The 13,051-nt window shown below is 63.3% G+C and carries 15 protein-coding genes; 3 read left to right on the plus strand and 12 right to left on the minus strand.

The genetic code is table 11. From position 1 onward, the window contains the following. Nucleotides 1-66 precede the first annotated feature (66 nt). Entirely contained in the window at nt 67-738 is a 672-nt protein-coding gene (locus LB525_RS24635) for an HAD family hydrolase (RefSeq protein ID WP_224548290.1), read from the plus strand. Here LB525_RS24635 and LB525_RS24640 read toward each other — a convergent pair whose 3' ends face one another. From LB525_RS24640 to LB525_RS24670, 7 genes are all read right to left on the minus strand, one after another. Continuing rightward, a complete protein-coding gene (locus LB525_RS24640; RefSeq protein WP_224548372.1) occupies nt 739-1,881 on the minus strand; it encodes a DUF930 domain-containing protein in 1,143 nt (380 codons plus the stop codon). A 135-nt stretch (nt 1,882-2,016) separates the two neighbouring features. Continuing rightward, the gene (locus tag LB525_RS24645) at nt 2,017-3,387 is read right to left on the minus strand and encodes a pyruvate dehydrogenase complex dihydrolipoamide acetyltransferase (protein ID WP_224548291.1); all 1,371 of its coding nucleotides are present in this window, start codon (nt 3,385-3,387) and stop codon (nt 2,017-2,019) included. A gap of 3 nt (nt 3,388-3,390) precedes the next feature. Further along, nucleotides 3,391-4,389, minus strand: a complete 999-nt coding sequence (locus LB525_RS24650) for an alpha-ketoacid dehydrogenase subunit beta (RefSeq protein WP_224548293.1) — start codon at nt 4,387-4,389, stop codon at nt 3,391-3,393. Continuing rightward, nucleotides 4,389-5,420 carry a thiamine pyrophosphate-dependent dehydrogenase E1 component subunit alpha gene (locus tag LB525_RS24655; protein WP_224548295.1) on the minus strand — a complete coding sequence of 344 codons (1,032 nt, stop codon included), beginning with the start codon at nt 5,418-5,420 and terminating at the stop codon, nt 4,389-4,391. The genes LB525_RS24650 and LB525_RS24655 overlap by 1 nt, the downstream gene beginning before the upstream one ends. A 2-nt stretch (nt 5,421-5,422) precedes the next feature. Continuing rightward, nucleotides 5,423-6,751: an NAD(P)H-dependent oxidoreductase gene (locus tag LB525_RS24660; RefSeq protein WP_224548305.1), complete on the minus strand. Its 1,329-nt coding sequence runs from the start codon at nt 6,749-6,751 to the stop codon at nt 5,423-5,425. 247 nt (nt 6,752-6,998) lie between these two features. Then, complete coding sequence (locus LB525_RS24665; protein ID WP_224530640.1) at nt 6,999-7,457, minus strand: YbaK/EbsC family protein; 459 nt, start codon at nt 7,455-7,457, stop codon at nt 6,999-7,001. A gap of 205 nt (nt 7,458-7,662) precedes the next feature. After that, on the minus strand, nt 7,663-7,929 hold the full coding sequence (locus LB525_RS24670) for a helix-turn-helix domain-containing protein (RefSeq protein ID WP_095767666.1): 267 nt from the start codon (nt 7,927-7,929) through the stop codon (nt 7,663-7,665). A 298-nt stretch (nt 7,930-8,227) separates the two neighbouring features. On the opposite strand from LB525_RS24670, the gene LB525_RS24675 reads away from it, so the two are divergent. Next, nucleotides 8,228-8,836, plus strand: a complete 609-nt coding sequence (locus tag LB525_RS24675) for a hypothetical protein (RefSeq protein ID WP_224548307.1) — start codon at nt 8,228-8,230, stop codon at nt 8,834-8,836. 303 nt (nt 8,837-9,139) lie between these two features. Beyond that, the gene (locus LB525_RS24680; RefSeq protein WP_224548309.1) at nt 9,140-9,400 is read left to right on the plus strand and encodes a hypothetical protein; all 261 of its coding nucleotides are present in this window, start codon (nt 9,140-9,142) and stop codon (nt 9,398-9,400) included. A gap of 71 nt (nt 9,401-9,471) precedes the next feature. On the opposite strand, the gene LB525_RS24685 is transcribed toward LB525_RS24680, so the two are convergent. The 5 genes from LB525_RS24685 to plsX form a co-directional block, all read right to left on the minus strand. Then, entirely contained in the window at nt 9,472-9,774 is a 303-nt protein-coding gene (locus tag LB525_RS24685) for a YqjD family protein (RefSeq protein ID WP_224548311.1), read from the minus strand. Between the two features lie 97 nt (nt 9,775-9,871). Next, nucleotides 9,872-10,411 carry a MerR family transcriptional regulator gene (locus tag LB525_RS24690; protein WP_140842716.1) on the minus strand — a complete coding sequence of 180 codons (540 nt, stop codon included), beginning with the start codon at nt 10,409-10,411 and terminating at the stop codon, nt 9,872-9,874. 131 nt (nt 10,412-10,542) lie between these two features. Next, the gene (locus LB525_RS24695) at nt 10,543-10,866 is read right to left on the minus strand and encodes an integration host factor subunit alpha (protein ID WP_040983242.1); all 324 of its coding nucleotides are present in this window, start codon (nt 10,864-10,866) and stop codon (nt 10,543-10,545) included. A gap of 104 nt (nt 10,867-10,970) precedes the next feature. After that, complete coding sequence (locus LB525_RS24700; RefSeq protein ID WP_095767671.1) at nt 10,971-11,942, minus strand: beta-ketoacyl-ACP synthase III; 972 nt, start codon at nt 11,940-11,942, stop codon at nt 10,971-10,973. Nucleotides 11,943-11,951: 9 nt separating this feature from the next. Further along, nucleotides 11,952-13,019, minus strand: a complete 1,068-nt coding sequence (plsX, locus tag LB525_RS24705; RefSeq protein WP_224548313.1) for a phosphate acyltransferase PlsX — start codon at nt 13,017-13,019, stop codon at nt 11,952-11,954. Between the last annotated feature and the right edge of the window lie 32 nt (nt 13,020-13,051).

Genomic DNA, 13,051 nt, shown 5'->3' on the forward strand with positions numbered 1-13,051 from the left:
CACTATTGAACATCTGACTTTTTATCGATAGCGATGTGCGTATGGCACAGAGGCCGGGAGAAGCGCGTGGCGCAACCTAGACTGATTTTTGATTGCGACGGCGTTCTCGTCGACAGCGAACCGCTGGCCGCCAAGGCCTATGAGCGCGTCTATGAGAAGCATGGCATGCCCGGCGTCCATGGCGGCATCATCGCGCAATGCATCGGCATGAAGCAGGCCGACATCATTATCAAAATCAAGGAACTGACCGGCCATCAGTTCCCGCCCACCGCCGACGGCGACATCTGGGCCGAGACCAAGCTGCTCTTTTCGGAGGAGCTGAAGCCGACACCGGGGATCCTGCCGTTCCTGAGCGCGCTTGCTGGCGACCGCTGCGTCGCCTCGTCATCTTCGGTCGAACGCATCAACCACAGCCTGTCGGTGACCGGACTGTCGCGCTTCTTCGGCGAGGCGATCTTTTCCTCCTCGATGGTCAAGAACGGCAAGCCGGCGCCCGATATCTTCCTCTACGCCGCCGAGAAGATGGGCGCCAAGCCGGCCGACTGCGTCGTGATCGAGGATTCGCCATTTGGCGTCCAGGGCGCGGTTGCGGCCGGCATGATCGCGATCGGCTATACCGGCGGCGGGCATACCTATCCCGAGCACGGCGCCCGGCTGAAGGCCGCGGGCGCGGATTTCGTCTGCGCCGACTGGCACGACGTCAGCCGGCAGTTGGCCGGGCTTGGTGTCCCGGCCTGACTAGCGGAGACTTGGGAAGCGACGCCGCGTCCACTCCCCAGGCGGGACCAATCCCCCCACGCGGAAATTGAAGGACAGGACCCTCGTTGCATCGGCGTCGACCTCGCAGCGGAAGCTCAGATCATACCACTGGGTTGTCGTGCTGAAGGCAGCCTGCGGAGGGTTAAGAACATTGCCCTGCTTCAGGGGAATGGTCGGCAGCCATTTGGGCGAGTAATCGGCACTCTGCAATTCCTGGTTCAGAACATTGGCGCAAAGATTGGCAACGCGCTGATCGCGCGGCACGTTCTCCATCGAGCTTGTGGCAAACGCGTTGCCGGTCGCACCTGGCGAGTAAAGCTTTCTGACGCCCGGAAGGCCGGAATAGATCGGCGATCCCGCGACCTCGCTGTCGGCGGGGCTTGAGCTTCCCGGGTTTCCCCTTGGCGCTCTCAAAGCTCTTGCGGATTTGAACTTCATAGCTTTGGAAGGCTTGGGCTTTGCCTTTTCGGCTGGCGCAGGCTTGTCGCCGGCCTCGGCCGTCAACGGCTTTGGCGTTTCGGCAGCTTGCTTTTCGGCGGTTTGCGGCTGCTGTTTGTCAGTGTCCTCGGTTGCCTGCTTCTCCTCGCTTTGCGCGGGTTTTTCGTCCGGCGCGGTGGTTACCGGCTTCTCTTGAGCCTCGTTGGTGTCCGCCTGCTGCTCGGGCGTTGCAGGCGGAGCCGGCTGGTTGGGCGCGGGTTGCGATGAGACGGGCGGCTTCGCGGATTCATCCTTGGGCGGCGACGGGGCGTTGGCCGGCGCGCTGCCGCCGTCGGGAGATTTCTCCGGGCCGGTATCCTTCTCGCCATACTGGAAAACGCGCTTCAGAACTGGGACGTCCTGGGGTTTCGCCGGCTGCGGAGGCGGTGGCTTTTGCACGGCCTGCTCGGGCGGCTTTTCAGCCTTCTTTTCAGGCTTCGGCTCCGGTGGCTTTGGAGCGGGCTTCGGCTTGGGCTGCTCGGGCGGCACGATCGCGACGTTGACCGGCTGTTCCTGCTGGTCCGGCAGTTGGTCGGGTCTCGGCAAGCCGAAGAACAGGAACGCCGCGATCAGGGCATGCAGGAACAGCGATGCGGCCAAGGCCCATCGCCAATTCCGAAACCATTCCCGCATCTTGCCGTTCATTGCGCCCGATGTGGAACGAAATGACGGCGGCTTCAAGCACCGGGCCGGGATTTGCGCGAGCTGCCGGCCTGACAAGTCGGTGATCGGAGGGCCTGTGGCGTAAGCAAGCCGGATCAAGGCCCTGCAGGGATTGGCTTACACCAGCATGCCCATCGGGTTTTCGATCAAGCGCTTGAAGGCGCCGAGCAGCTCGGCGCCGAGCGCGCCGTCGACGGCGCGGTGATCGGTCGACAAGGTCACCGACATCACGGTGGCTATTCTGATCTCGCCCTTCTTGACCACCGCCCGTTCCTCGCCGGCGCCGACCGCCAGGATCGTCGCATGCGGCGGGTTGATGACGGCGGCGAAGTCCTTGACGCCGAACATGCCGAGATTGGACACCGCCGTCGTGCCGCCCTGATATTCTTCCGGCTTCAGCTTGCGGCTCCTGGCGCGGCTTGCCAGGTCCTTCATCTCGTTGGAGATGACCGACAGCGTCTTTTCGTCTGCATGCCGGATGATCGGCGTGATCAGGCCGCCGGGGATCGAGACGGCGACGCCGACATCGGCGTGCTTGTGCTTGACCATGGCGCTGTCGGTCCAGGAGGCGTTGGCGTCCGGCACCGCCATCAGCGCCATCGCCATGGCCTTGATGACCATGTCGTTGACCGAGAGCTTGTAGGCCGGAACCTCGCCCTTCTCGGTCTTCCGCATCGGGGCTGCGGCATTGAGCTGCGTGCGCAGCGCAAGCAGCGCGTCGAGCTCGCAGTCCAGCGTCAAATAGAAATGTGGAATGGTGGACTTCGCCTCGACCAGGCGACGCGCGATGGTCTTGCGCATGTTGTCATGCGGCACGAGCTCGTAGGAGCCTTCGGCGAACAGCTTCAGCACCTGGTCGTCCGACATCGGCTTGGCTGCGGCCGGAGCGGACGGGATTTCGACCGGAATCTCGGCGGCTGGCTGACCAAGGGTGGCCGCGCCTTTCGCTGCGACTGCGGCTTCAACGTCGGCGCGCACGACACGGCCGCGCGGACCGCTGCCTTGTATTTCGGCTATCTTAAGACCGGCTTCGCGAGCCAAGCGGCGCGCCAGCGGCGTTGCGCGCTCGCCCTGCGATTGGCCGATCTCGCCCCTCGTGGGGGAGATGCCCGGCAGGGCAGAGGGGGGCGCGAAGGAACGAGACGTTGGCGGGACAGCGCCCCCCTCTGCCGGCTTCGCCGACATCTCCCCTATTAGGGGGGAGATTGGCGCTCCGTTCTGCGGCGTCGTTCCTGATTCATAGACTTCGTCGTCTGCATAGATCCATGCCACCGGTTCACCGACCGGAATGTCGACGCGCTCCTTGCCGGTGACGTCGCGCAGCGTGCCGCTGGCCGGCGCATCGATCTCCATCGCTGCCTTGTCGGTCTCGATTTCGAAAAGCACGTCGCCTTTCTTGACGTGCGAGCCCTCCTCGGCGAACCAGCGCGAGATCTGTCCGGTCGCCATGTCCATGTCGACCTTGGGAAGAATGACTTCGGTCGGCATCGCTCAGCGGACCCCTTTCACGAGGTCGCGCGCGGCGGCGATGATGTCGGAAACCTGCGGCACCGTGGCCTTTTCCAGATCCGGATTGTAGGGGATCGGCGTCTCGGCGCCGCCAAGGCGCACGATCGGCGCATCGAGATAGTCGAACGCCTCGCTTTCGGCGACGAGCGCGCTCACTTCCGCGCCGATGCCGAGCGTCTTCACCGCTTCGTAGACGCAGAGCAATCTCGATGTCTTCTTCACGCTGTCGATCACGGTCTGCCTGTCGATTGGGCGGATCGTACGCAGATCGACCACCTCGATGTCGATGCCCTCGCCTTCAAGCACAGCCGCGGCGTCGAGCGCCTTCTGCACCATGATCGATGTAGCGACGATGGTGAGGTCGCGGCCTTCGCGGCGGATCTCGGCCTTGCCGATCGGAACGGTGTAATGGCCTTCCGGCACATGGCCCTTCATCTTGTAGAGCAGCTTGTGCTCGAAGATCATGACCGGGTCCGGATCGGCGACCGCGGCAAGCAGCATGCCCTTGGCGTCGTGCGGCGTCGCCGGCTGGATGACCTTGAGGCCGGGCACATGGCCGAGCCAGGCCTCTAAGCTCTGGCTGTGCTGCGCGGCAGCGCCCGTGCCGGAGCCGGCGGGGAAACGCATCACCACCGGCACCGAGACCTCACCGCCGAGCATGAAGCGCATCTTGGCCGCCTGGTTGACGATCTGCTCCATGCCAAGCGTGGCGAAATCCGAGAACTGGAATTCGAAGATCGGCCGCATGCCGGTGACGGCCGCGCCCACCGCGACGCCCGCGCCGCCCAGTTCGGAGATCGGCGTGTCGATCACCCGATCGATGCCGTAGCGCTCGACGAGGTCGCCGGTCACCTGGAAGGCGCCGCCATAGACGCCGATATCCTCGCCCATCAGGAAGACACGTTCGTCCATGTCCATGGCGATCGCCATGGCTTCCTGGATCGCCTGGGCGTAGCTCAGTTCACGCAGCGTGGCGTCCATCACGCAGGCTCCGTATAAACGTAGTTCTGAAGGGTGGCGATCTCGGGCGCCGGGCTCGCCTTGGCGAACTCGATGCCGTCGGCGATCTCGTTGGCGACCGCGTCGCGGATCGCCTGGATACCCTGGTCGTCGATGAAGCCGAAATCTCGGAGTTCCGTCTCGAAGAGCGTGATCGGATCGCGGTTCGCCATCCAATCCTCGATCTCTTCCTTGGTGCGGTAACGGTTGCGGTCGCTCTTGGAATGGCCGCGATGACGGTAGGTCTTGGATTCGATCAACGTCGGCCCCTCGCCGGCCCGCGCCCGCTCCACGGCCTTGAAGGACGCCTCGGCGACCTCGGAAAAGATATTGCCGTTGACAATGACGCCGGGCATCGAATAGGCGGCCGCCCGCTCGGCGATGTTCTTGACCGCGGTCGAGCGCGCCGTCGAGGTCGACATGCCGTAGCCGTTGTTCTCGCACACGAAGATCACCGGCAGCTTCCAGACCGCCGCCATGTTCAGCGCCTCGTGGAAGGCGCCCTCATTGTTGGCGCCGTCGCCGAAGAAGGAAACCACGACCTTGCCGGTCTTCATCATCTTGGACGAGAGCGCGGCGCCCACCGCGATCGGGATGCCGCCGGCAACGATGCCGTTGGCACCGAGATTGCCCTTGGCGACATCGGCGATATGCATGGAGCCGCCGCGGCCCTTGCAGTAGCCGGTGGTCTTGCCAAAGAACTCCGCGAACATGCGGCTGACTTCGGCGCCCTTGGCGATGCAATGGCCATGGCCGCGATGCGTCGAGGTGATCTGATCATCCTCGGCGAGCGGCATGCAGATGCCCATGGCGCTGGCTTCCTGGCCGATCGACAGGTGCATGGTGCCGTGGATGAGGCCTCGCGTGTAGCACTCTTCCGCGCCCTCTTCGAAGCGGCGGATGAGGTACATCTTGTGAAGCACCTCCCTCAGCTGCTCCGGACTGTACTGGCGATAGACGAAAGGCAGGTTGGCCCGGCTATCCACGACGGCGGCTTTGCTGGCTCCAGCCATGATCACGCCTCCACGGCGCCGTAAACGAGCTTGTCCTGGCGGGCACGCAGCTCGGCGATCTTCGAGCCCGGCGCGGGCGCCGCGTTGGCATAGGTGATGAGCTCGCCCTTCTTGATGGGTGCAGTCACGGAGCCGCCCTGCAGCAGGCCGCAGGGAACGGCGCGCGCCGCATGGGCTTCCGGGGCCGTCATGATCCAGGCGCGGTAGCAATATTCACCGATGGCATCGAGCTTGTCGCCGGGCTTCAGATCCTTCTTGGCAACGGCGCAGACTTCGGCCACGGGCTTGGCCAGCGGAACCATGTCGGCCTTACCATAAAGCACGACACGGGCGCAGGTAAGCGGCACTTCCAGCGAGGTGAGGTGATAGGGACGATGGAAGGTGAAATACGGACCCTTGCCCATCTTCAGGTCTTCCATGCGCTCCGAGATGCGCGGATGCGACATGTCGGCGACGACGAAGACGCCGGGCGCCACACCCTTGCCGATCGAATAGTCGACGACGCCGACCTTCGACAGCACGCCGCCGTCCTTCTCGGGCACCAGCACTTTCGACAATTCGCCGAGTGTCGCAGCCGGACCGTGCATGCCGGGCTTGTCGGGAACCAGCCCGGTCGCATTGGCGATCGCCGCCATCTCGACCATGGTCTTCGAACCGTCGACGAATTCGACCAGCATGCGCACGTTCATGTGCCGGCGCTTCGCCTCCTCCTCATAGTCCGGAGGCGTGGCGTCGATGTTGAGCGGATTGTTCTTGCCCTTGCCGGCGGCAACGATCGGGTGGCCCATGGCGGAGACGAACTCGATCAGCTCCATGCATGAAGACGGCTCGTCGCCGGCGCCCAGCGAGTAGGTGACGCCGAGGCGGTCGGCTTCGCTCTTGAGATAGGCGCCTATGGTGACGTCGGCCTCGACATTCATCATCACCAGATGCTTGCCATGCTCCATGGCGCGTAGGCCGATCTCGGCGCCGACGGCCGGAACGCCGGTCGCATCGATGACGACGTCGATGAGGTCGTTGCCGATGACGAGGCTGGAATCGTTGGTGATGGCGATCTTGCCGGCCTCCATGGCCGACGTCATGGCCGATGCGCTCGAAACCTCGCGCGCATGGCCGGTCTCCTGGAAGGCGATATCGACGGCCTTGCCGGCGGCCGGCAGGTTAAGTTCGGAAATGGCGCCGATCTCGATGCCGGACATGTGGGCGACGCGGGTGACGATGTCGGTGCCCATTTCGCCCGAGCCGATCAGGCCGATGCGAATGGGCTTGCCGGACTTGGCGCGCTCCTCGAGGTCACGGGCAAGGCCCGTCAACGAAATATTGGAAGCCATGCCGCTTATTCCTCCCACATCGCATGCTGTTTGATCGCTTGACGGGTATTGAACATCTGTATTTCTGTCAAGACTAATGTCCAAATCTTTGACCATCCTCGACGCTTTTCGAGTCGGTTGACGCGCGACGGCGAAAGGCGCGGATGCCTATACCAAACCAAATGGAGCGAGCGGGCCGCGCCGAATGTCGGTCAAAGCCGCGCTACGGCCCGCGACGAACCATGACGGGATATCTAGGCGGCAATTGCTACTGGCAAACGTCGACCCATACGGCGCCGACCAGATAGGCCATGCGCTGCGGTGTGATGCGCACCGCGGCATTGGTGGCGCCGGCTGCGGGAACGACTTCGTCGAAGGCCTTGAGCGACAGATCGCAATAGACGGGTAGCGGCGACGGCAGGCCGAACGGGCAGACGCCGCCAGGCGGATGGCTGGTGATTGCCAGCACCTCCTCGCCGCCCAGCATGCGCGGCTTGCCACCCATGCTGTCCTTGAATTTGCGGTTGTCGAGCCTGGCGATGCCGCTGGTCACGACCAGCATGGCCTCGTCGCCCACGCGCAGGCAGATCGTCTTGGCGATCTGCGCCGGCATGACGCCATGGGCTTCGGCGGCAAGCGCGACGGTGGCCGAACTTGCCTCGGTGACGATGACTTCGATATCGGGCGCATGCTCGGCAAAAAAGGCGCGAACCGATTCCAAACTCATGGCGACCCCTCGTCAGACCTGTCGAACACCGGCTGGCGAATCGCATGGCGGCGCGGTCATTGACAAGAGCCACGGCCGTGCGTTGCGCATCCTTGTCTTGACGCATGCCGTTTCCCCAAAACCGCAGCGCATAGTTGGGCGACATGCATCAAAAAGCCCGCCAGGCATGCCTTGGCGGGCTTTCACATGGACGCTTGCTTGCATCCTATTGCTGCGTGGGCCGGTTCTCGGCGGCCGGCACTCTGATCAATTCCTCTTCCGGCACCTGCAGGGCGGAAGCGATGCGCCGAAGCTTGGCGGGGTCGGCGTCCTTGCCGTCCTCGATGTCGACGATCTCGCCCACGGCCAGGCCGCAGGTCAAAGAGAGCTCCTCGATCGTGTATCCCCTGGTTTCGCGCGCGGCTTTGAACGGGTTGAGGCCGGACGCGGCAATAATGTCGTTGGAAACAGCGTTTCGTACGGTGTTGGGCATGGCAACTCCTTGAGATGAAACAGGGTCGGATGAAATGTGGTGTTGCCTGAGACGGGCGGGAGAATGCTCGTTAACAAATGATTTGCCAAGAGCACCCATGCGGCGTCACGCGTTCGTGAAGCTGCGTTTCGGCTGATGCCTCGGGCTGCGTACATGTAAGGTCGCGCAGCGCTCAATCAAGTTCTTTTGAAGGTCCGCGGTCGGATCCGCCGGCATTTTCGACGTCTCGATTCGTTAGCTTGCCGTCACCGGCGGCAGACAGGCTAACGCCGGGCGTTTCTCAGAAGGATCGGATGCCATGAATTTGAAATCGTTCGCAATTGTGCTCGGCACAGTCTCAAGCGTCATCGGCGCGACGCAAGCGTGGGCCGCGGATGCCATACGTGTTCGAGGCACTGTCGTCAGCGTTGCCGGATCGACGCTGACGGTCAAGGATCGCGATGGCAAAACCAATGCGATCACGCTCGGCAACGGGTGGAAGATTTCAGGCGTAGCCACGGCCTCGGCAGCCGACATTAAACAGGGCGATTTTCTCGGCATCGCCTCGATATCCAAGGCCGACGGCGGCAGCGGCGCGCTGGAAGTCGTGATCTTTCCGGCTGCTCTGAAGGGTACCGGAGAAGGCGATCGCGACTGGGATCTGCAGCCCAACAGCCGCATGACCAACGGCACCGTCGCCGATGTCACCGAGATCGAAGGCCGCACCGTCACGCTCACCTATGACAACGGCCAGAAGAAGCAGATCGCTATCCCGCAGACGACACCGATCGTGACATTCGCCACCGCCACGCCGGCAGATCTCACGCCGGGCATCGCAGTGTTCGTCAATGCCGAGCGTGGCGGCGACGGCAAGCTGGTCGCGAATCGGGTCGTTGTCGGGAATCACGGCATCGCGCCGCCGATGTGAGGAGGCAGCGAGCAGCTCGAACAGCTTTGGCCGCTTGAACACTCGGCCTATCTGAGGCGGCGGCATCGCGGAGTGAGCCGCCTCCGTGTCGGGTGCCGCGCGCCGGATGCGTGGCGCGCGCCGAGGAGAGCCGCGCCCGGCTTTCCCAATCCGCCGATATCGCCGGTCAAATGAAAAAACTCGCGCATCATATGAACCTTTCCATTGGCCGCAGCACCAAGCGGTCATGGGCACCGCGAGGTGCTCCTCACCCCAACGGGACGCCAGGACGGCGATCCCAAAACCAATGGAAGGAAATGCCTAATGATCAACTTCAAGCGTATCACCCTGGCCGCGGCTCTCGTCGTCTCGGCTTTCGGCTCGGTCTCGGCTCCGGCTTTTGCGGGCACGCATCCGACCGGCGACGGCGGCGCGGTCTGTAAGGGCCATGGTTCTTGCCTGGTGCTGCAGCTGGATTGCAAAGGCACCTATACCGATGCCACCGACAAGAACGGCACCGTCTACGGCAAGTGCAGCCAGGTCATGAAGGTCGACCCGAAGACGCGGCTCAAGCTTGCGAACTGATCACCTGTAGCGGCACGGAAATGGTGGCCGTCGAGAACGGCCGCCATTTCTGTTTATATCCCCTCGATCGATCAGCGCCGGCCGATCAAAAGGCCGGCAAGCAGTCCGACCACGACCAGCCCGACGGCAGCGGCCGTCGCCGGATGATCGCGCGCCGTGCGCTCGATCGCCTTGCCCCTGCGCCTTATTGCCGGCAGCGCCTCGTGGAGGCGATCGGCAAGTTGCGAATAATAGTCGGACGCCGCCTCGCGGCCATCCCCGTAATAGGCGTCACCGCGCCTGGCCAGAACCTTCTTCAGGTCGTGCAGTTGTCGCGAAAGTGCCGCGACCTGCTTGTCGATATCAACGTCGGAGAGGGTCGAAAACGATGCCATGCTTGTTGTCCTTCTCTTCGAGAAGGCCTAACGCACCGGCGAAGAGCCCGTTCCGGCCGACCGACCGACCGAGTACCGTCAAGTCGAAGATGATCGTTCAACGAACCTGGTCTAGCAGGCGCTTGCATTCCAGCAAGTCGAACAGCGCCTCCTGCAGCAAGGCGCGATTGTCACGCGACAATCTCGACGAGTCGGGTTGAACCGGACCTTCGTCGTCGCTCTTGCCGAGGCCGAAGAAACGGCGGCTGGGCTTCACTTTCGGCTGGCCGACCAGCGCGTCCTCGTCGCCGCGCGGCTGCGCGGCCGCCGTCAGCGGCACCTGCTCGGCCTGGCGGCGCTGGGCGATGGCCTCCACCGCGGCCATGTCGCCATTGCCGATGGCGACCAGGAAATGGTTGCCGTTCTCGCGCAACAGCTTCTGCACGCCTTTGATCGTATAGCCCTGATCGTAGAGCATATGCCGGATGCCCTTGATGAGCTCGACGTCTTGCGGCCGGTAGTAGCGCCGGCCGCCGCCACGCTTCATCGGCTTGATCTGGGTGAAGCGGGTCTCCCAGAAACGCAGCACGTGCTGCGGCAGGTCAAGATCTTCCGCGACTTCGCTGATGGTGCGGAAAGCATCGGGGCTCTTGTCCATGGGCCAATCCTCCACACTGGACCACGATCCTGGCGTGGTGCCGAATCGCGCCTTATTTCAGCGATTTATGAAACGATATTCAAGCCCAGCTTGAAAACCACCGGCGGTTTTCAACCGCATTCGCCAGCAAACTACTTGCCGCCCTTGCCCTTGCTGTTCTGATGCGAACGCAGGATCCGGTTCTTGAGCACGTTCGAGGACTTGAACGTCATCACCCGGCGCGGCAAGATCGGCACTTCCTCGCCCGTCTTGGGATTGCGGCCTATGCGCTCGTTCTTGGAGCGGACATGGAAGGTGGCGAAGGACGACAGCTTGACCGTCTCACCGCGAACGATGGCTTCGCAGATTTCGTCCAGCACAGCCTCGACGAGTTCCGCCGATTCCGTTCGCGACAAACCAACCTTCCGGTAAACGGCTTCAGCAAGGTCGGCACGCGTAAGTGTCTTTCCCCCCATGCGACCGTCCCATCTGCTCGCAAAAACGTAAATCGATACAGGCAAAGGCTGAGCCTAAGTAATTGATCCGGCAAGGTCAAGGACCGAACCGGCGAGTTCGGCACTTACCAGCGGAGCAACACCGCGCCCCAGGTGAAGCCTCCACCCATCGCCTCGAGAAGAACCAGGTCGCCCTTCTTGATGCGACCGTCGGCGACGGCCACCGACAAAGCGAGCGGCACCGAAGCAGCCGAGGTGTTACCGTGTAAATCGACGGTGACCACCACTTTCTGCTCGGCAATCCCGAGCTTCTTGGCGGAAGCGTCAATAATCCGTTTATTGGCCTGATGCGGCACGAACCAGTCGAGGTCCTCGGCCGTTATGCCGGCCTCGCTGAAGGTCGCTTCGATGACGTCGGTGATCATGCCGACGGCATGCTTGAACACTTCACGGCCTTCCATCCTCAGATGGCCGACGGTTCCCGTGGTCGAAGGACCTCCGTCGACGAAGAGCTTGTCCTTGTGCACGCCGTCGGAGCGCAGGCTCGCGGCCAGCACGCCGCGATCGGTGATCGCGCCGGCGCCGTCTTCCGCTTCGAGAACCAGCGCGCCGGCGCCGTCGCCGAACAGCACACAGGTCGAGCGGTCGCTCCAGTCGAGGATGCGCGAGAATGTTTCCGAGCCTATCACCAGGACGCGTTTGGCCAGGCCGCCGCGGATATAGAGATCGGCAGTGGCAACGGCGTAAACGAAGCCAGAGCACACGGCTTGCATGTCGAAGGCAAAGCCGTGATGCATGCCGAGCCGGTTCTGGATTTCGACAGCCGTCGCCGGGAACGTGTTGTTGGGCGTCGAGGTCGCCAGGATGATGAGATCGATATCGGCCGGCGTCATGCCGGCGCTGTCGAGCGCGGCCCGCGCCGCATCCTCTCCAAGCGAGGCAGTCGTCTCGTCGTCGGCGGCGACGTGGCGCTGGCGAATGCCGGTGCGCTGGACGATCCACTCGTCGGAGGTTTCGACCATGCCTTCGAAGTCGGCATTCTTCATGATGCGGCGGGGCAGCGCGGCACCGTTGCCGCGCACGACTGATCTGATCAAGGCTCTTTCCTATCCCTCGGCGTCGGCGACGCCGGACTTCCTGTTTGCCTGCGCGTTCGGGTTGCGCGCATGGAACAGATCGAGGTCGGCCTCGATCCGGTCAAGCAGATTGTTGCGTACCATATCGTAGCCAAGCTCGATGGCGGCCGCGAATCCGTCCGAATCGGCGCCGCCATGGCTCTTCACGACGATGCCGTTCAACCCCAGGAAGACGCCACCATTGGAGCGACCGACATCCATTTTCTCGCGCAACCTGTCGAAGGCGCCCTTGGCGAAGACGTAGCCGATCTTGGCCATGAGCGTGCGGCTCATGGCGGCGCGCAGATAGCCGGCGATCTGCCTTGCAGTGCCCTCGGCGGTCTTGAGCGCGATGTTGCCGGCGAAGCCCTCGGTGACCACCACGTCGACCGTGCCCTTGCCGATATCATCGCCCTCGACGAAGCCGCGATAATTCATCGAGGCCATGTTGGCCTCGCGCAACATGCGGCCGGCTTCCTTGACCTCTTCCTGGCCCTTGATCTCCTCGACGCCGACATTGAGCAGGCCGACACTCGGCCGCTCAACGCCAAACACCGAGCGCGCCATGCCGGTACCCAGAATGGCGAAATCGATAAGCTGATGCGCATCCGCGCCGATGGTGGCGCCGACATCGAGCACCACGCTTTCGCCGCGCGTCGTCGGCCAGAGCGCCGCGATCGCCGGGCGGTCGATAGTGGCCATCGTGCGCAGGCAGAATTTCGACATCGCCATCAGCGCGCCGGTGTTGCCGGCCGAGACGCAGGCCTGCGCGCCGCCGTTCTTGACCGCTTCGACGGCCTTCCACATCGACGACTTCCAGCGGCCGTGGCGAAGCGCCTGGCTCGGCTTGTCATCCATGCGCACGGCGATCTCGCAATGGACGAACTCGCATATCTCGGCGAGTTTCGGGAACTTGGCGAGCTCTGGGCGCACCACGTCCTCGCGGCCATAGACGACGAAGCGGATGTCAGGGCGGCGGATGGCGACGGTCATCAGCGCCGGGATGACCACGCTCGGTCCGTGATCGCCGCCCATGGCATCGATGGAAATCCTGATCACGTAGTGCTTTTCTCACGGTTTGCCTGGCTTGC

The sequence above is a fragment of the Mesorhizobium sp. CA16 genome (genome assembly GCF_020165175.1).
In the GTDB taxonomy this organism is placed as follows: domain Bacteria; phylum Pseudomonadota; class Alphaproteobacteria; order Rhizobiales; family Rhizobiaceae; genus Mesorhizobium.